The following is a 19,127-nucleotide window of genomic DNA, read 5'->3' on the forward strand; positions in this document are numbered from 1 at the left end:
CTTGATTTACTCCTCTAATTCCTTGGCTAAAGTCGCCATATTTTCTTCTAAATTTTCTAGTAGATCCTTATCGTTTTGTGGATCGGCTTCCAGTGGATCCAAGACCTTGACACGCGTCCCTGTTGCCTTAGCGATACTATCTGCCACTTTTGATGACGTGTGCTTTTCCACAAAGATTGTTTTCACCTTATAGTCTTTGACAAACTGCTGGATCTCGGCCAATTGCCGAGCAGTCGGTTCTTGCTCTGGGGATATCCCTGCAATCCCTAACTGCTTGAGACCAAAGCGTTTGGCCAGATAAGAAAAGGCCGTATGCTGGGTCACAAAAGTCTTTTGCTTGGCCTTGTCAAAGAGAGGCTGGTAGTGGGCTACCAGGTCCTCACAGCGCTTTTCAAGCTTTTGAGCATTGGCCTGATAGAGTTCCTTGTTCTTTGGATCGATCTCTCCCAAGCGCTGGGCGATGATCTTTCCTTCCTCTGCGATTTTTACAGGATCCAACCAAGTATGTGGATCATACAAGTGCTTGGCTTCTTTTCCCTGACCAGCCTCAACATCCTCTAATCCAGCCACCTTATCAAGGGTCATTCCTTGGCTGCCTTCGATCACTCGCAACTTGGAACCTTGAAGATTGGGATCTAAGCGACCGGCCCAAGATTCCAGGGTCTGAGAATGATAGACAAATACATCCGCATCATAGATCTGGGCCACTTCCTTGGTTGAGGGTTCATAATCATGGATCCCTGCACCTGACTGAACCATCCAGATGTCATTTTGATCGCCAGAGATTTCCTTGACCAGGGCATAGATAGGATAAAAACTCGTGACAATTTTAAGACCTTTTTTAGAAGGGGGCTTGCCCGCATTTCCTTGACTTCCACAAGCTGCAAGCAGAAAGAAACCGAGAAACAAGAGTCCCAGAACCTTCATTCTTCTCCTATTCATCCTTCACCTCTTTTTTATTTTCGTTAACTAGTTTATTAATCAGTTAATTAACTAGTTAATCATACTGCTAATTATTTGCTTTGTCAAGCCTTTTTTCCATTTTTTTCCTTTTAATGCTAGAAACTAACAGTTGCCTAGACTCCACGAGCCTTCCTTGCAGTAAAAAAAGAGAGTGGGACAGAAATCGGTAATTCGTTAGAATTCGATTTCATCGTCCCACCTCCGCACAGTTGAGTAGGGCTGTAAAACTGATGGAATCAGCGTAGTAGAGCCCACTCAACCACTGCGTCTTGCTCGACAATCCAAAAACAATTGAGAGGCTAGGACTTTTGTCCCAGCCTCTTTTCCTTTCGTTATTCTTCTTCTGGGTAAACCAAGTCCCAGTCTTTGCGGAGTTGAGTCATGAGGTCCATGACATCGCGTCTGTAGTTTAGGTAGAGAAGATTTTCCCTTCCTGCGACTGCTGCTTCCATATCAAGGACTTCATACTGGAGGGCTTTAGCGGTTTCTCCTGCTTCGATCACTTCTTGTGATCCATCTTCCGTATAGGTGATGACCGCTTTTTGCCCACGCGGGTATTCGTAGAGTTCGATATAGCCCTTGTCATAAGCGATCGTCCCACGTTTCGGTTGTTTGGCGTGAAGACTCAGCGTCACCGTTGCCATTTCCCCTTCACGATTCGTAAGAAGGATCCCCGCTTGCTCATCGACACCAGTCGGTGCCAGCTTGACCTGTGAAACCATCTCTGTCGGCTGTGAGGTCATAAACCAACGGACGAAAGATAGGGCGTAGACACCGATGTCCAGTAGAGCTCCACCTGCCAGATTGTGATTGAAAAAGCGGTTGATCATGTCGTATTCCTTATAGGAACCGAAGTTCATCTGGATAACCTTAAGGGGTCCCAGCTTGCCACTTGCTACAATTTCAGAGAGTTTCCGATAAATAGGCATATGGAAAATGGTCATGGCTTCTGCTAGTTTGACATGGTTTTCTTCAGCAAGCTTTATCGCTTCTGCCAATTCCTCACTGTTGAGGGTGATGGACTTTTCGCAGAGCACGTGCTTGCCAGCTGCGAGGGCCTTACGAAGATACTGGATATGAGTATTGTGAGGCGTTGAGATATAGATGATATCCACTTCAGGGTCTTCAAAGACTTCATCAATCTCTTTATAAACCTTTTCGATCCCGTATTTCTCAGCGAAGGCTACACCTTTATCGTAGGTACGATTGGCAACGGAATAGAGTTTCCCACCAAGCGCTTCAAGGGCTTGCGCCAATTCATTGGCAATGACGCCTGTTCCAAGACTAGCCCACTTATAGTTGATGTGATGACCCATGGTTTAATCTCCTTTTTTATTGACGGTAGAAATATTGATCAGCCGGGTAGTTGCCTGCAGATTGAGTGACCACTAGACGTGGTTTGCTGGTATCAGACTGGTCTCCATCTGGATTTTGGAAACCGATTTTCAGAAGTCCAATCGCAGCACCGGTCTCACCCATCTTCATCTCAACATAAGGGATCTTGCTCTTCTTATCCGAGTCCGCAACAGCCTTGAGGTTGCCTTGTCCCTTGACTTTTCCGTCTGCTTGGATGACGATTTCAGCACCCTTGCCATTGCGCCAGGTTCCAGCTAAGCTTGAGAAGTCGCCTCCGTTAATGGCCGCAATATCCAAGTCTTTCTCTTTTTTCGGTTGCGGGTAAGCTTTCCACCACTCTAGATGGTAATCACGGAAAGCTGCGTCACCAAAGAGAATCCGACGTCCTTGAGAAGCCACTCCATCAGGACCTGTCACACCTACTGGGATCAAGTACAAGGTTTGCTCTTGCCCTTGGATCGCAGTCCCATTTGCCCCAGTGAAATAAACTTCATAATAGCCTTTTCGCTTTTTGGGCTCTTTTTCTTTATTGAAAAGATAACTCGCCCGAGTCCCTCCACTCCAGAAAATCCAGCCGGTCTCACTATTTACAATGCTTGGAAAGGCGCTGGTCTTGTTTTGGTAATACTCTTCAGGAGTATAGCCATAGAGTTTAAAACCCGAAGCTGCGATTTCCTTTTCATAGGTATCATTGGAATAGGCCCCTTCAAACGGTGAGAGATTGCCATCAAGGACGACATCATTTGGATCTGTCGATTTGAAAAAATCCTCTCGATTGGCAAAGACCATCTCGTGGTCGGGATTTTTGTCAGACATGGTGATCGTGATCAAAGGCTTCTTATCTGTCTTGTATTTAAAGACACGAACAGTGACTGTAAAGTCTGTATTGCCATCGGACTTTTTCATCTTGCCTGTCGAAACTTTATTAGACCCTTCGACCTTCCAATCCGTACTAAATTCAGCAGATACCTTGCCGTCAGCCGTTTGGTAATCGATCTTCCAGGCCTTGCCTTTTTTCTCGATTTTGGCTTCATCCCGTTCATTAGAGACGTAGTCACCACTCAGGTCAATAGCTTTTTCTTTTGGCTTGGTGACCTTCTTACTGGTCTGGTTAAATTCCTTTTGATGGTCTGGTTGGATGTTGGAACTAGAGTAGAGATAGACTCCACCGATCAGAACAACTGCTCCGACCAGCCCCAAAATCGGCCCCAGGTATTTTTTCTTCCACTTAAGATTCATTTCACTACCTCCATGGAATAAGATCTTTACACTAGTATACCCTAAATCGACAGTATAGTAAAATTCCCCTCTATGTAGTGGTTTCCCCGTCTTAAACCGACTAGTTTGAGCAGAGAATACCTGTTTTTCAAAAACAATATTTTGTTTATCGTTATTTTTTTATCGTTTTTCGATACTTTTTTATTGACTAATTTTTTATAAAGAGTATACTATAAGTGAAAAATAAATAAACTTCAAGGAGGCTTGCGATGAAAAACTCAAAAACCTTAAAAAATGTCATTGAAGTCTTAACGGCTTTCATTTACTTCTGTGGCTTTATGACCGTGGCTGCATTGGTCGTCCATCTGCTTTCCCGCATGGGCCTTTTCAAAGATCTCATTCAATCAGGTCGCTTGTCCTTTGATGCGAATGGCATCCAGCTCTTTCCCCAACATCCACAACCCCTCTGGCAGCTGCTCTTCCCACTAGCCTCAAGCGCTATCTATATTTACCTTCTCATCACTATTCGTAGCTTCCTCCAAAATCTCTACCAAGAAAAGATCTTTTCTCACTCCAACATTAATCTTTGCAACCGAGCTTGGAAGATTCTCTTGGTCTTGTCTTTTATGTCTGGCACACTTGAAACCAGTGGAAATGCTTATCTCCTTCCCTTCACTTTCCAATTTACCTTTAATACAGGGCTTCTCCTTGCCGTTCCAATCGTCTGGGTCTCTGGCAAGATTTTAGAGAGAGGGATTGAGATTGCTGAAGAAAATGAGCTAACCATTTAAGGAGGGTGCCATGATTATCGTCAATCTAGATGTCATGCTGGCCAAGCGGAAAATGAAATCCAACGAGCTAGCCGACAAAATCGGCATCACGACTGCTAACCTCTCCATCCTCAAAACCGGCAAGGCCAAAGCCATCCGCTTCACCACCCTTGAAGCCATCTGCAAAGAACTCGACTGCCAGCCAGGAGATATCCTAGAATACCGGCCAGATGAATAGGACATGTATTGTTATAAGAAAAGCACTCCACAGGAGTGCTTCAGATTGAAGACAAAGTCCTTGGAACATAAGTTTCTAAGGGCTTTTCTTTGTGTAAAGTCGTATAATAGAGGTAGGAAGAGTTGTAAGGTGTTCGCTATGTTTCACAAAGAAAAACCAGATTATAATCGATGCCAATAAGGCTTCTATACGATAGACGAATTAGTCCCAGAAGATCACTTTCTTCGACAAGTGGATAAAGAGGTTGATTTTGACTTTATCTATGATTTGGTAGAAGATAGCTATAGTCCAGATAACGGTCGTCCTAGTCTAGATCCTGTCATGTTAGTCAAAATCCCTTTGATTCAATGTTTTTATAGTATCCATTCCATACGCCAAACGATTAAAGAGATTGAAGTAAACGTTGCCTATCGTTGGTTTCTTGGACTAACCTTAGATGACAAGGTCCCTCATTTTACCACCTATGAAAAGAATTACAGTCGTCGTTTTCAAGATAAAGAACTAATTTCAAAGATATTTTCGCGAGTGCTCAATCAAGCTTTATGTGCTGGCTTAATTGATCCTTCTGAACTATTTTTGGATGGTACCCATATCAAAGCTTCAGCTAACAGCCACAAGTATCGTAAGGAAATGGTAGAGCAAGAAGCTAAATTTATGAGTAACCGGTTGGAAGTTGAGATTGATTTGGATAGGAGAAAACACGAAAAAAAGTCCTTAAAGCCCGTAACAGAAAGCGAGGCTAAAGAAAAGAAAATTTCAACAACAGATCCTGAGAGTGGTTGGTTCCACAAGGGTGAACATAAGGAAGTGTTTGCCTATTCTGCCCAAGTAGCTTGTGATAAGCATAGTGGGGCTTTGGCTTATACGGTTGAAGCAGGAAATGTCCATGATAGTCAAGCCTTCCCTGATCTTTTTTCAAAGTTAGAACCCTTCTCCCCACACTATATTATTGCGGATTCAGGCTATAAGACACCGGCTATTGCCCATTATTTATTATAGCGAAATATCATCCCTGTCTTCCCTTATACTCGTCCAAAGGGAGTAAAGGGGAACTTAAGGCCCAATGATTTTGTTTATGATACTTTCTATGACTGTTACCTTTGTCCAGAGAACCAAGTGTTAAGCTATCGCACCACGACTCGAGAAGGTTATCGTGAGTATAAGAGTAATCCCAAAGTATGTGCTTCTTGTCCCCTATTATCCATTTGTACCCAAAGCCAAAATCACCAAAAAGTAATCACGAGACATGTATGGAAAGATGATCTTGAATTTTGTGAAGAGATTCACCACCAAAGAGGGATGAAGGAGCTTTATAAGAAGCGCAAAGAAACAATTGAGCGACTCTTTGGGACTGCTAAGGAATATCATAACTTGAGATACACTAGAGAAAAAGGAAAGTCCAAAATGGAGGATAAGGTTGGGCTTACTTTGGCATGTTTAAATATCAAAAAACTGGTGAAATGGATAGCGAATATCCCTTTTTATTTTGCCCTAAATCAGATTTTTGGATGGAAATACCGGATCATAAAGTAAATAGTTTCGAAAATACAAAAAGACAAACGCCAAAAATGACGTTTGTCTACGTTCTGACCAGGAAAATTAATTTTCCTGGTTTTCCTTTGAAGTCAAAGTATTTTTCCCGATTTCCCTTACGGCTAGAAGTCCATTTTCCATCCATTTTAGGACTTTAACTGTTCTCTTTTCAGACCACCAAGATAGTTTTTCTAGGTTCTATACTCCGTATCTTCTGTATTTTTTAACAAGTCTTTCTACCCGTTTGATCTCTGCAGCGATGTCTGAACGGTTTTGCTCATGTAAAGCAATGGTTGCCTCATCAGCAATATCTAATAAATCACCTAATTCAAGCCATAATTTATCTTGGTAACGACGGAACAAATAGCTCCACACTCCGACTCCAACTGTCCATAAAAGAAGGACTGGCAAGAACAATAACATCCAACTTCCAATCACTACAAGCGATTCTTCTGCTTTAAATCCAAGTAAACGGATGACATGCACTGCTATTCCAAGCAAACCTAGCATAGACAGGACAAGAATCCAGCCCACAACTTTCATTCCTCTTGCGGGTGGGGTCTCTGATGGGAAGTCTGCATCAATCCCACTCTCCCCTACTAAACCTTCTGCAATACCACGAAACTCTTGGATTTCATGTTTTTTCAATACCATACGTCTAGGCACCATATAAAACATTATCATATTTCTTTCTCCTTTACATACGATAGGACCTATGAACTTCGTTTCCATCATACTCCAAAATGAGGTCGATTCCTATCAGGTAATTGTCACCTTATTCTTAGTGACGACCTATTTCATGATTTGCCCCATCATCCGCTACACTATATGCATGAACCATGAAGTCACCAATCAATCATAATCACTAGAGAATGAATAGATCCCATTCTAGCATCGGAAACCAACTGAAATCCTATCCTTATTTTTCTTTATTGACGATAGAAGTATTGATCCGCTGAATAGTTCCCAGCTGATTGGGTAATGACCAAGCGAGGCTTTCTCGTGTCTGACTGGTCTCCATCAGGGTTTTCAAACCCAATCTTAAAGAGACCAACAGCTGCACCAGTTTCTCCCACTCTCAACTCGACATAAGGGATTTTGCTAGTCTTATCTGAATTTGCTACTGCTTTAATCCTTCCTTGTCCTTTGACTGTACTATCCGCCTGAATGATCATTTCCTGCCCCTTCGCATTGCGCCAGGTACCCACTAGACTTGAAAAGTCTCCACTATTAATCGCAGAAATATCCAGATCCACTTCTTTCTTTAGAGCAGGATAAGCTTCCCACCACTTGTCTTGGTAGGTTTGGAAAGGAGCTTGATGATAAAAGATGCGTCTCAAAGGAGAAACTACACCGTCTGGCCCTTAAACATTTTCAGGAATCCAGGTCATGATCAGCTCTTGTCCAGGACTAGTTCCTTTCGTACCTTCTTGCACAAAATAAACCTGATAGGTAGAGCCTGCTTTCCGAGGTTTCTTATCTTTGTTGAGGACAAATTGGACATTCGTTTAACCAATGATACTTCCATTTGGTACAGATGGATCAACCGTTAAGACTGTTAATTGATTTCCGTGTTCTGCGGAAAGAATCATTCCTTGGCTGACATATTTCTTCATCATCTTCCGTGGTTTGAGGTTGGCCACGATTTGGAGTTTCTTGCCGACCAATTCTTGTTCGTTTGGATAGAATTTCGCGATTCCAGAAAAGATTTGACGATCTTCACCGTCACCAGCGTCAAGACGGAAGCGAAGCAATTTGTCTGATCCTTCGACGCGTTCCACTTCTTTGACTTCTGCTACACGGATTTCAACCTTGTCAAAGTCTTCAAATTTGATCTCATCTTTTTCAGATTTGAGTTCCACTTCTTCTGGAATCCATTCTTTTTCTTGTGGCTTGCCTGCAGTCATTTGAGATTGGATGTAGGCAATTTCTTCTTCCATGTCGAGACGTGGGAAGATTGGAGTTCCTTTGGCAACCACTGTGACATTTTCAGGGAAACCTGCTAAGGTCAAGTTTTCAAGATCGAAGTCCAAGCCCAAGCCAAGTTGTTCCATGATGGCATTTGAGGTGTTCATCATAAATGGTTGGATCAAGTGAGCCACGACACGAAGGCTAGCAGCTAAGTGAGCCATGACTGCTGCCAATTGTTCCTTGTCGCCATCTTCTTTAGCGAGAACCCAAGGAGCAGTCTCATCGATGTACTTGTTGGTACGAGAGATGATGTTCCATACGGCTTCCAAAGCGCGTGGGTAATCAACCGCGTTCATTTGCTTGTGGTATTCAGCGATGTTTTCTTCAACTACCTTAGCCAAATCAACATCAAATGCAGTGACATTTTCGACATAAGCCGGAACTTGACCACCAAAGTATTTATTGATCATGGCTACCGTCCGATTAAGGAGGTTTCCAAGGTCATTGGCCAATTCATAGTTGATGCGGGCCACATAGTCTTCTGGTGTGAAGGTACCGTCTGAACCAACTGGCAAACTGCGCATGAGGTAGTAACGAAGTGGATCCAAGCCGAAGCGTTCCACCAACATTTCTGGGTAGATGACATTCCCTTTAGACTTAGACATCTTGCCGTCTTTCATGACAAACCAACCATGGGCAATCAAACGTTCTGGCAATTTAACATCCAACATCATGAGAAGGATTGGCCAGTAAATCGAGTGGAAACGAAGGATGTCTTTTCCGACCATGTGGAAGACGGTTCCGTTCCAGAACTTGTCAAAGTTTTCATGATCTTCTTGACCATAACCAAGAGCTGTCACATAGTTGAGAAGGGCATCAATCCATACATAGACCACGTGTTTTGGATTGGATGGAACTGGCACACCCCAGGTAAAGGTGGTCCGAGATACCGCCAAGTCTTCCAAACCTGGCTCGATGAAGTTTTTCAACATTTCATTAAGACGGCCATCTGGTGTGATGAAATCAGGTTGGGATTTGAAAAATTCCACCAAGCGGTCTTGGTATTTGCTGAGACGAAGGAAATAAGATTCTTCAGAAACCCATTCTACTTCGTGGCCTGATGGGGCTACCCCACCGATAACCTTGCCATTCTCATCACGGTATACCTCAGCCAATTGGCTTTCTGTAAAGAACTCTTCATCAGAGACTGAATACCAACCAGAGTACTCACCAAGGTAGATGTCGTCTTGCGCTAGCAAACGTTCAAAGACTTGGGCCACCACTTTTTCATGGTAGTCGTCTGTCGTACGGATGAATTTATCATATGAGATATCAAGTAATTGCCAGAGTTCTTTCACTCCAACGGCCATCCCATCTACATAAGCTTGCGGCGTAATCCCAGCTTCTTCTGCTTTTTGTTGGATCTTTTGACCATGCTCATCGAGACCAGTCAGGTAGAAGACATCGTAGTTCATCATGCGTTTGTAACGCGCCAAGACGTCACAGGCGATCGTTGTATAAGCTGAACCAATATGCAATTTACCAGATGGGTAATAGATAGGGGTTGTGATGTAGAATGATTTTGTCATTTTCTTTTCCTTTCAGGGCTAATGGAACCCAATTTAGTAACACTCTATTATAACATTTTTAGGAGACCCTGAAAACCCAAAACCAGCTAGGATCTAAGGAAGACAAGCAAAAAAGCTGACCGAAGTCAGCTTTCTATGATTGATAACAAATCCCGTTATAATTGCCTCGCTTTTGCGTTTTCAGGCTCGGGATAAAAATATCCACTGGATAAGCCTCGCTTTGGCATTTCTAGGCTCGGGATAAAAATATCCACTGGATATTTTTATTTTCCAAGATAGTATTCTTTTACAACGTTCAATTTTTCGTCAAATTCGAATACCAATGGTGGGAAGTTAGGGATTTCCACATCCATGATTTCGTCGTCTGACAATTGTTTGATGTGTTTTACAAGGGCACGGATTGAGTTACCGTGTGCTCCTACGAATACGTTTTTACCGTCTTTAAGAGCTGGAGCGATTTTATCTTCCCAGAATGGAAGGGCACGTTCCAAAGTAACTTTCAAGTTTTCAGCATCTGGAATCACTGAATCGTCAAGTGAAGCATAACGACGGTCAGTGTGTGCTGAGTGTTCATCATCACGGTCCATTGCAGGAGGCAATACATCGTAAGAACGACGCCAGATGTGAACCTGTTCATCACCAAATTGTTCAGCAGCTTCTGCTTTGTTTTTACCAGTCAAACCACCGTAGTGACGTTCGTTCAAGCGCCATGATTTTTCAACTGGAACCCACAATTGGTCAGAAGCTTCAAGAGCCAAGTTAGTCGTTTTGATCGCACGTTTCAATACTGAAGTATAAGCTTGGTCAAATTCGATACCAGCTTCTTTGATCAATTTACCAGCGTCGATCGCTTGTTGTGTACCTTTTTCAGACAAATCAACATCAGCCCAACCAGTGAAAAGGTTAGCTTTGTTCCATTCAGACTCACCGTGGCGAGCAAAAACCAATTTTACCATTAGATGGATCTCCTTTTTATTCTCCGAGGTTTCCCCCGTTTATCTATTCTATTCTACTAGATTTTCAGTGAAAAATCTAGTGGCGACCATAGAAAAGTGCAATTTCTCACAAAAAAGAGCCTGACGGCTCTGGTTTCTCTCCCATTAATTTTTCTGACAGTCGGGGCAAATGCCATAGACGGTCATCTGGGTCTTGGTGATCTGGTAGCCACTTTGACTGGCTGCTTCTTTGCGAAGATCTGGGACTTCAATGTCCACATCTGCGATACGGCCACATTTTTCACACACCACATTCAAATGGTCATGCCCCATGAAATCAAAATAGGTCGTGGTATCATTGCGAACCTTGATCTCAGAAACAACCCCCTCATCAATCAAAACCTTGATATTGTTGTAGACAGTTGCTAAACTCATGCTTGGAAACTGAGGCAATAAATCGCGATAGATCTTCTCAGCGCTTGGATGTTCATGACTCGCCACTAAATAAGAAAGAACTGCTCTGCGGGTATCGGTAATCCGAATGCCCTTAGCACGCAAATTTTGCAAGACTTCTTCCACGCGCTCTTCTTCATGACGATGCAATGCGTTCACTATGATTCCCCCTTTCCAATATGATTTAATCGATTCGTTACCCTTATTATATCATGTTTCAAAATAAATCACTATTTAGAATGCTTTTAATTAAAAAAAATGTCCAGTGGACATTTTTTTCACGAGCCTGAAAATGGAAGAGCGAGTTTTTGTCCGGGGGACATTGATTCACGAGCCTGAAAATGAAAAAGCGAGTTCATGTCCGAGGGACATTGATTCACGAGCCCGAAATAGATTCATCTACTCTCAGCCGATCCAACTGGTCATCCAGCGCACGGTTCCTAGGATCATTTTGACCACGAGGATCATAAAGCAAAATTCCAGTACAAACCACAGCCCTTTCAATAGATACAAAATAGGTCGGATAAACAACAAGGCAAAGAGGCCTAAAATGAATCGCATGGTCTTTTCTCTCTTTCTTTTTTCCTATTATACCCTTATCCTATAGAGCTGTCCAACAAAAAAACCACCCTAGAAATCTAGGATGGCTTTTCAAAATGCAATTATTTAACTGCTTCTTTAAGAGCTTTACCAGCTTTGAATGCTGGAACTTTAGAAGCTGCGATTTTGATTTCTTTACCAGTTTGTGGGTTGCGACCTTTACGAGCTGCACGTTCACGAACTTCAAAGTTACCAAAACCGATCAATTGAACTTTTTCACCTTTTGAAAGGTATTCTGAAACTGCTGCGAATACAGCATCAACAGCTGCTGCTGAATCTTTTTTAGTCAATTCTGTAGCTTCTGCCACTTTTGCGATCAAATCTTGTTTGTTAGCCATTTAACAAATCCTCCAATTTTTTTTAGGCTTTACACCTTAACAGTACTATCATATCTAAAAAAAGCCTTTAGGTCAAGTACTAAACCTGTTTTTTTAAACATTTATTTAGCTTATTCGTAGCGCACCAAAACTGCAAATGCATTCTCACCTGTATGGGTTTGAATAATCGATCCAGTTTCGAGAACTGGGATTGCTTTTTCGACGAGTGATTGCAACTGAGCCTTCATTTCATTGGCCCACTCTGGTGTCCCTGCGTAAGAAATCCCGATCTCAGCCACCTTGCTGTGGGATAGTTTTTCTACTAATTCATCCAACCATTTCTTAAAGGTCTTGTTTCCACGTCCCTTGACGATTGGTTCCAATTGATGGTCCTTCATTTCCATTACCACACGGATGTTGAGAAGCGAGCTCAAAAGTCCGGTAACACGGCCAATCCGACCACCTTTAACTAGATTTTCCAAGGTAGATACGCCGATATACAACTCTGTCTTTTCTTTGACTTCTTCAATACGAGCTAAAACGGTGTCTAGATCTGCTCCTTCTTTAGCCAACTTAGCTGCCTCAACCACTTGGAACTTCATGGCTTGGTCTGTAAAGCCACTATCAATCACAGTTACTTCTGCCCCTGACAAGGTTGCCCCTTGACGAGCCGCCTCTACGGTTCCTGACAAGGCATGAGACATATGAATTGAAACGATATGAGCTCCATCTGCTGCTAGGTTTTCATAAATTTCCGCAAAGACTCCAACAGGTGGTTGGCTGGTCTTTGGAAGATTTTTGCTAGACTGCATTAAGCGCAAGAAGTCCCCTTCGCCCAACTCACTGTCAGAATAAAGGACTCCATCCACCATAACAGAAAGCGGCACAATGGTAATGCCATATTCTTCAACCACTTCAGGCTCAATTGTAATAGATGAGTCTGTAACTATTTTAATATTTGCCATATATTTCTATACTCTTCCTAAGAATGTTCTGTTTTCATTATATCAAAAAACACGGGGTTTTGCAGTGAAAGATATCCATTCCTGCTTCCTCAGTCGTCTGCGGCAGAAAAACCTGTATTATGAAGGACATGGTCATGGACGATGCCTTGATCATCCAAGAGCAATCCATGGAGGACTCCACCATAGACAGCGCCCCCATCGACGCCCATCTTCTGATCTGAAATCCAAAGATTTTCGGTACCGACCGGCTCATTGAGCAGTCCATAAACCGGCGTATGGCCAAAGACGATCCATTTGCCTGTATGATTCTCCGCTTCATGGAATGGTTTACGAATCCAGACTTTTTGGTAATCACTGGTTTCCCGCCAATTTTCAAGGGTTAGATCCACACCAGCGTGAACAAAGTAATAGGTCTCTGTCTCGTAGTCAAAGGGCAAACTGCGGATAAAGGCCACCAAGTCAGGGACGGCACTCTCTACGGCTTGTGCATCCGCAATGCCATCCACAGGAGCATCGAGCGGCCGGCCTAAAAGAGAGTTGATGGTCGTATCGCCACCATTTCTTCGATAGTGGTCATAACGCTCTTCTGGATTGTCCAACCAAGCTAAAAACATGTACTCGTGATTCCCAGAAAGGCAGACAGCTCCGTGGTGGTCTACGTAGTCTTTTACGATTTCAATCGATCGTTTGCTGTTTTCGCCTCGATCTATCAAATCCCCTAAAAAGACCAATTGAGCTTTTCCATCCCACTCTGTCATGAGCTCTTCTAGCATTTGTGCTTTTCCGTGAATATCTCCGACTACAAAGTATGTTGACATTGGTTCAAACCTTCTTTCTCTTAACGCTTGAGAAGTTGCTCTGCTTGTTGACGGGCAGCTTCCGTTAGATCCTCTCCTGCCAGCATCTTGGCAATTTCTTCGATTCGTTCTTCTCTATTGAGCAAACGCACAGTAGATACAGTTGAGTGTTCATCACTGATTTTCTCAATATAGAATTGATAATCTGCTGCAGCGATGACTTGAGGCAGGTGAGAAATAGCAAGCACTTGGCCATTTTGACCAATCTTATGAATTTTCGCTGCGATGGCTTGAGCCACGCGCCCAGAGACTCCTGTATCCACCTCGTCAAAGACAATACTGGTTTTTCCTTCTTTTCGAGAAAAAGCAGACTTAATGGCCAACATCAAGCGTGACAATTCTCCGCCAGATGCCACCTTGACAAGAGGTTTAAAGTCCTCACCTGGGTTGGTCGAAATGTAAAACTCGACGGCTTCATTTCCCTCACGATTAAACTTAGCCTTGCTAAAACGCACTTGAAAACGCGCCTTGTCCATGTAGAGATCTGCCAATTCTTGCTGGATTTCATTTTCCAAAGCTTGGGCCAGGGCATGCCGCTGATCACTCAAATCTTGAGCCAAGGTGACCAAACTCTTTTCCAAACGTTTCAGTTCTTTTTCCAAATCCTCAGACGAGAGGTCACTTCCGGTGAGGAGGCTATATTCTTTGGTGATTTGCGCCAGGTATTCCAAGACGTCCTTGACTTGACCACCATACTTGCGCGTGATAGAGTGGATCAAATCCAAACGTGATTCCACCTGCATGAGGCGATTGCCATCAAACTCCAGACCATCGACCACATCTTCTAAGCGCTTGGTAATATCCTCAAGGGCATAAAAGGTTTCAGATAACTGGCTTGAGAGCTCTTTGTAGCTGGGATCGTATTCTTCGATGCTTTCCAGATCATTCATGGCTGAGCGAACATTGGAGAGGCTCGAAAATTCTTCTGCATCCAGCATAGTATAGGCATTGGTTAGGGTATCTGCAATCATCTTGTGATTGAGCAGGCGTTGGCGTTCTTGCTCCAGACGCAGGTCCTCATCCACTTCCAAGGAAGCAGCCTCAATCTCTGCAATTTGAAACTCCAACATCTCAATACGGGCCTTGTTTTCCTGCTGATTGCGCTGGAGTTCCATCACTTGTTTGCGCAGGCGTTTGTAATCTTCAAAGGTCTGACGATAAGCATCTTTAGTTTGGAAAAAGGCTGCATCCCCAAATTCATCCAGCATAGCGATATGCAATTGGGGCCGCATAAGTTCTTCCTGATCATGCTGGCCATGGATGTCCACCAAATGTTGCCCAACTGCCTTTAAGACAGACAAATTCACCATTTGTCCATTGATCCGGCTGACACTTCGTCCATTTTGCAAGATCTCTCGGCGAATGATCAATTCATCGGTCCACTCTAGTCCTTGCTCTTCAAAGAGAGCCGTCAAGTGACGATTGCTCTCAACGGTGAAGAGACCTTCGATTTCCGCTTTTGGGGCTCCGTGTCGAATGACATCCGTCGTTGCACGGCTTCCCAGCATCATGTTCATGGCATCGATGATGATGGATTTACCAGCACCTGTTTCCCCTGTCAGTACCGTCATTCCCTTTTCAAAATTTAAGGAAATCTCTTCGATAATGGCAAAGTTCTTAATCGAAATTTCTAATAGCATAGGCTCTTACCACCCAAAGATTGATTTGAGGATATTCTCTGCTTCTGGAGCTGAATAGGCGATCAGCAAGATTGTATCATCATCTGCGACAATACTAAAGATATGATCCTTATAAATCTCCCGCAAGCGCCGTTTAACTAAAGGAGCTGTCCCTGGAACCATGGTGAAATTGACATATTCTCCCATGCGACGATGAGACAAAATATTGCTTTCGATCATCCCGATCCCTTGGTGGTGCTTGCGTGGCAATTCATAGACATAAGTCATATCTTTCAGAGGACGTTTTACGATACCCAATTCTTTGATATCCCGTGATACTGTAGCTTGGGTTGCTGAGATGCCTTCTTCTTTCAAATGCTCGACGATCTCTTCTTGGGTCCCCACTTCATGATCGCGAATGAAGCGGCGAATTTTTTCTAATCTAATATTCTTACTCTTCATGTTTAAATTCCTTGTGTGCCAGCTCCACAACAGCCTCCAGCTGCTCTGTAGTTGGCTTTGTTTTCTCTTCTTTTTTTTCTAGATACATCAAAAATTCGATGTTGCCATGGCCTCCTTGGATAGGGGAATAATCCACTCCCATTACCGCAAAGCCATGTGTCCCTGCAAAAGCAGCGACCTTTTCAAGAACGGCGAAATGAATCTTAGGATCCTTAATGATCCCATTTTTCCCGATCTGTTCGCGTCCTGCCTCAAACTGAGGTTTCACCAAGGCTACGACTTGTCCATTTTCTGCCAAAATCCGGTGAAGGGCTGGCAGAATCAAGTCTAAGGAAATAAAGCTGACATCGATGCTCGCAAAGCTCGGTGTCGCTTCAAAATCATCTGGCTCGGCATAGCGGAAATTGAACTGCTCCATCGAGACCACCCGAGGATCATTGCGCAATTTCCAGGCCAACTGATTGGTCCCGACATCCACCGAAAAGACCTGGCTGGCTCCATTTTGCAGCATGACATCTGTAAAGCCACCTGTAGAAGCTCCAATATCAATCGCAATTTTACCCTCTACAGATAAACCAAATTGGTTCAGGGCTTTTTCTAATTTAAGACCGCCCCGGCTGACATATTTGAGCTTTTCGCCCTTTAATTTCAACTCGGTTGCTTCATCAATTTTTTCACCCGGTTTATCGAAGCGCTCACCATTGATAACGGCAACGACAAGACCTGCCATTACCCCTCTTTTGGCTTGTTCGCGGGTATCAAATAGGCCTTGTTTATAGGCTAATACATCCACTCTTTCCTTAGCCATCTATTCGTAATCCTTCTATTAATTTCTTGATCGCTTGCGGATCAAAGTCGCAAGCGGCTGTAATCTGATCCAACAAGTCCTCGCAAGCATCTAATTCTCTTGTCAGCAAAGCTTTTGATTCTTCCAATCCCAACAGGGCTGGATAGGTCGATTTTTCAGCCACTAAGTCCTTTTGAGGGGTCTTCCCCAAAGCCTCAAAATCAGCGACCAAATCCAAAATATCATCCCTCACTTGAAAAGCCAGGCCTAATTTTTTCCCGATTTTTTCTAAAAGCTGAGCAATGTCTGCTTGCAACTCTAAAATCAAACCAGCTGCGATGAAAGGATAGGCAAGGAGGCGTCCTGTCTTATTGGCATGGATAGTCTGCAACTCTGCTAGTGTGAGCTGTTTGTGCTCCCCTTCCATATCAAGGACTTGGCCAGCTACCATTCCACGACTACCGGAAGCATCTGACAATTCAAGAATCAAAGAGACCTTGACCGCATCTGGAAGGGCACTCGCAGCTATCATCCCAAAGGGATCGAGAAAAAGCGCATCCCCTGCTAAAATCGCCAGGTCTTCTCCGAATTTCTTATGATTGGTCAATTGCCCCCGACGGTAATCATCATTGTCCATGGCTGGCAAATCATCGTGAATAAGGCTTCCTGTGTGGATCATCTCTAAAGCCCCTGCCACTTGAAAGTGAGCCTCCGTCAATTCCTGTCCAAAGGCCTCTAACAATTTTAGAAGAAGCAAGGGGCGCAGGCGTTTTCCTCCTGCCTGGATCGAATAAAGGACCGACTCCACTAAATGGGGGGCAACAGATTTTTCCTCATAAAAAGAGCGAACTGCTTGCTCTACTCTATTTCGTTTTTCTTCTTGTCTCATGCTAGATCCGCTTCAGTACCATCTGCTTGCATGACCTTGACCAAGGTTTTCTCTGCTTGATCCAAGGTATCTTGCAATTCTTTTGACAACTTCATTCCTTTTTGGAATTCTGTAATAGCTTCTTCTAAAGCCACATCACCACTCTCCAATTTTTGGACGATAGCTTCCAAATCTGCTAAATTTTCTTCAAATTTCTTTTCTTTCGACATGTTTTACCTCTACTTCTAACTGACCATCTCTCATGATGAGTGACAGCGGGTCCCCTTCTGTTACTTTCGCAACCGAGTCTAGAACCTGATCTCCTTCCTTGACCATGGCATAGCCACGCGCAATAATCCGACTGGTATCGAGCATCAAGAGGGCTTCTGATAAGCCTTTCACCTTGATCTTTTGCTCTTTTAGGACTTGTTCCATTCGGCTGGTTAAGATTCTCTTATTTTGGAGCAGGCGATCTTGGTAGCGCTCGATGCGATGCAAAGGAGACATAGCTTCTAGGCGATGACGCAGACCTTGCAGCTGATTGGCCCCTTGCCCATAAGCATCGCGCATCCCTTGTTTCAATCGCAATTGCAACTGGTCAATCTTTTGCAGGTAGCCATCATAGAGTCTTTCAGGCTGTCTAAAAATAACCGATTGACTTAATTTGGCCAAGCGTTCACGATTATAGGCCAAGCGATTGGACATGGCTGTTGCCATGCGATTTTCCTGCTTTTGTAAATGCGACAAGAGATCCAACTTCGTTACTGGAGTAGCCAATTCAGCAGCTGCTGTCGGAGTAGCAGCTCGTCGATCTGCTACAAAATCGGCTAGAGTCGTATCTGTCTCATGTCCAACACTGGAGATAATCGGAATCCGCGATTCAAAAATGGCTCGCACCACTGCTTCTTCATTAAAGGCCCAGAGATCTTCAATTGAACCACCCCCACGACCGATAATCAAGACATCCAAATCATCCCGTTGGTTGGCTCTTTGAATATTAGCAACCACCTCACTAGATGCTCCTTCACCCTGAACCTTGGTCGGGTAGAGCACAATCTCTACACCAGGGAAGCGTCGGCTCACCGTTGTGATAATATCGCGAATCACGGCCCCACTTTGACTGGTGATGACCCCGATCTTTCTAGGAAATTGTGGCAGAGCTTGCTTCCACCGATCCTGAAAGAGCCCTTCTTCGGTCAACTTTTTCTTGAGTTGCTCAAATTGGATGGCCAAGGCCCCTACCCCATCTGGCTCAGCCTTTTCAATGACAATGGAATAACTCCCACTTGGCTCATAGAGCTGAATGCGACCGATGACGTTGATCTTCATGCCTTCTTCTAGCTCAAAACCAAAGCTTCGATAAACCCCAGCCCAGACCGTTGCCTGAATGACCGCTTTTTCATCCTTTAATGAAAAATACTGGTGGTTGGGACGTTTTCGGAAATTGGAGACCTGCCCTGTCAGATAAACCCTTTCCAAATAGGGATCCTTATCAAATTTTAATTTCAAATATTTGGTCAAACTTGATACGGATAAATAGTTGGACATAGGAACTCCTTTCTGCAGAATATGATCAAGTTTAATTATACCAAAAAACACCAAAAAAGGCTGGCAGACAAAGCGAAATCATGAATTTCCTTTCTCTACAGGCCTCATTTTATTCAAGTTGCTCTCTACTTGTCTGTT

General features: G+C 43.6%; 18 protein-coding genes and 3 pseudogenes. 3 read left to right on the plus strand and 18 right to left on the minus strand.

What is annotated here, in order from left to right; genetic code table 11:
• Positions 1–6 precede the first annotated feature (6 nt).
• The 3 genes from SM121_RS08755 to SM121_RS08765 all read right to left on the minus strand — a co-directional run bounded on the left by SM121_RS08755 (position 7) and on the right by SM121_RS08765 (position 3,558).
• A complete protein-coding gene (locus SM121_RS08755) occupies positions 7–942 on the minus strand; it encodes a metal ABC transporter solute-binding protein, Zn/Mn family (RefSeq protein ID WP_320910872.1) in 936 nt (311 codons plus the stop codon).
• Between the two features lie 353 nt (positions 943–1,295).
• Positions 1,296–2,279, minus strand: a complete 984-nt coding sequence (locus tag SM121_RS08760) for a Gfo/Idh/MocA family protein (RefSeq protein ID WP_320910873.1) — start codon at positions 2,277–2,279, stop codon at positions 1,296–1,298.
• Between the two features lie 16 nt (positions 2,280–2,295).
• On the minus strand, positions 2,296–3,558 hold the full coding sequence (locus tag SM121_RS08765; protein ID WP_320910874.1) for a DUF6287 domain-containing protein: 1,263 nt from the start codon (positions 3,556–3,558) through the stop codon (positions 2,296–2,298).
• Between the two features lie 248 nt (positions 3,559–3,806).
• Between SM121_RS08765 and SM121_RS08770 the strand changes: the two genes are divergently transcribed.
• From SM121_RS08770 to SM121_RS08780, 3 genes and pseudogenes are all read left to right on the plus strand, one after another.
• The gene (locus SM121_RS08770) at positions 3,807–4,328 is read left to right on the plus strand and encodes a DUF2975 domain-containing protein (RefSeq protein ID WP_151379158.1); all 522 of its coding nucleotides are present in this window, start codon (positions 3,807–3,809) and stop codon (positions 4,326–4,328) included.
• A 10-nt stretch (positions 4,329–4,338) separates the two neighbouring features.
• On the plus strand, positions 4,339–4,545 hold the full coding sequence (locus tag SM121_RS08775) for a helix-turn-helix domain-containing protein (RefSeq protein ID WP_003006064.1): 207 nt from the start codon (positions 4,339–4,341) through the stop codon (positions 4,543–4,545).
• Positions 4,546–4,737: 192 nt separating this feature from the next.
• Positions 4,738–6,078 (plus strand): annotated as a pseudogene (locus SM121_RS08780) (IS1182 family transposase).
• Positions 6,079–6,276: 198 nt separating this feature from the next.
• Here SM121_RS08780 and SM121_RS08785 read toward each other — a convergent pair.
• From SM121_RS08785 to xseA, 15 genes and pseudogenes are all read right to left on the minus strand, one after another.
• Positions 6,277–6,732 carry a hypothetical protein gene (locus SM121_RS08785; RefSeq protein WP_320910875.1) on the minus strand — a complete coding sequence of 152 codons (456 nt, stop codon included), beginning with the start codon at positions 6,730–6,732 and terminating at the stop codon, positions 6,277–6,279.
• Between the two features lie 275 nt (positions 6,733–7,007).
• Positions 7,008–7,157, minus strand: a pseudogene (locus SM121_RS09765) (DUF6287 domain-containing protein); the annotation flags it as partial.
• Positions 7,158–7,247: 90 nt separating this feature from the next.
• A pseudogene (locus SM121_RS09745) lies at positions 7,248–7,334 on the minus strand (DUF6287 domain-containing protein); the annotation flags it as partial.
• 252 nt (positions 7,335–7,586) lie between these two features.
• Positions 7,587–9,578 (minus strand): methionine--tRNA ligase, encoded by a 1,992-nt coding sequence (gene metG / locus SM121_RS08795; RefSeq protein WP_320910877.1) that lies wholly within the window; start codon positions 9,576–9,578, stop codon positions 7,587–7,589.
• A gap of 263 nt (positions 9,579–9,841) precedes the next feature.
• Positions 9,842–10,534, minus strand: a complete 693-nt coding sequence (locus tag SM121_RS08800) for a phosphoglycerate mutase (RefSeq protein WP_003012031.1) — start codon at positions 10,532–10,534, stop codon at positions 9,842–9,844.
• Positions 10,535–10,678: 144 nt separating this feature from the next.
• The gene (locus SM121_RS08805) at positions 10,679–11,125 is read right to left on the minus strand and encodes a Fur family transcriptional regulator (RefSeq protein WP_195529680.1); all 447 of its coding nucleotides are present in this window, start codon (positions 11,123–11,125) and stop codon (positions 10,679–10,681) included.
• 503 nt (positions 11,126–11,628) lie between these two features.
• The gene (locus SM121_RS08810) at positions 11,629–11,904 is read right to left on the minus strand and encodes an HU family DNA-binding protein (protein ID WP_003006038.1); all 276 of its coding nucleotides are present in this window, start codon (positions 11,902–11,904) and stop codon (positions 11,629–11,631) included.
• Between the two features lie 110 nt (positions 11,905–12,014).
• Positions 12,015–12,848, minus strand: a complete 834-nt coding sequence (locus tag SM121_RS08815; protein WP_003011558.1) for a DegV family protein — start codon at positions 12,846–12,848, stop codon at positions 12,015–12,017.
• Between the two features lie 89 nt (positions 12,849–12,937).
• The gene (locus SM121_RS08820; protein ID WP_003012337.1) at positions 12,938–13,666 is read right to left on the minus strand and encodes a metallophosphoesterase; all 729 of its coding nucleotides are present in this window, start codon (positions 13,664–13,666) and stop codon (positions 12,938–12,940) included.
• 20 nt (positions 13,667–13,686) lie between these two features.
• Positions 13,687–15,345, minus strand: a complete 1,659-nt coding sequence (gene recN / locus SM121_RS08825) for a DNA repair protein RecN (protein WP_003012099.1) — start codon at positions 15,343–15,345, stop codon at positions 13,687–13,689.
• Between the two features lie 6 nt (positions 15,346–15,351).
• Positions 15,352–15,786 carry an arginine repressor gene (locus SM121_RS08830; RefSeq protein WP_003012247.1) on the minus strand — a complete coding sequence of 145 codons (435 nt, stop codon included), beginning with the start codon at positions 15,784–15,786 and terminating at the stop codon, positions 15,352–15,354.
• Positions 15,776–16,594, minus strand: a complete 819-nt coding sequence (locus SM121_RS08835) for a TlyA family RNA methyltransferase (RefSeq protein WP_003011643.1) — start codon at positions 16,592–16,594, stop codon at positions 15,776–15,778. Before SM121_RS08835 ends, SM121_RS08830 begins: the two co-directional genes overlap by 11 nt.
• Positions 16,587–17,462 (minus strand): polyprenyl synthetase family protein, encoded by an 876-nt coding sequence (locus SM121_RS08840; RefSeq protein ID WP_003011916.1) that lies wholly within the window; start codon positions 17,460–17,462, stop codon positions 16,587–16,589. Before SM121_RS08840 ends, SM121_RS08835 begins: the two co-directional genes overlap by 8 nt.
• Positions 17,459–17,671 (minus strand): exodeoxyribonuclease VII small subunit, encoded by a 213-nt coding sequence (locus SM121_RS08845; RefSeq protein ID WP_003006013.1) that lies wholly within the window; start codon positions 17,669–17,671, stop codon positions 17,459–17,461. The genes SM121_RS08840 and SM121_RS08845 overlap by 4 nt, the downstream gene beginning before the upstream one ends.
• Positions 17,649–18,989 (minus strand): exodeoxyribonuclease VII large subunit, encoded by a 1,341-nt coding sequence (gene xseA, locus SM121_RS08850; RefSeq protein WP_003011714.1) that lies wholly within the window; start codon positions 18,987–18,989, stop codon positions 17,649–17,651. Before xseA ends, SM121_RS08845 begins: the two co-directional genes overlap by 23 nt.
• Between the last annotated feature and the right edge of the window lie 138 nt (positions 18,990–19,127).

The organism is Streptococcus sp. S1 (assembly GCF_034137685.1).
Taxonomy (GTDB): Bacteria; Bacillota; Bacilli; order Lactobacillales; family Streptococcaceae; genus Streptococcus; species Streptococcus dentalis.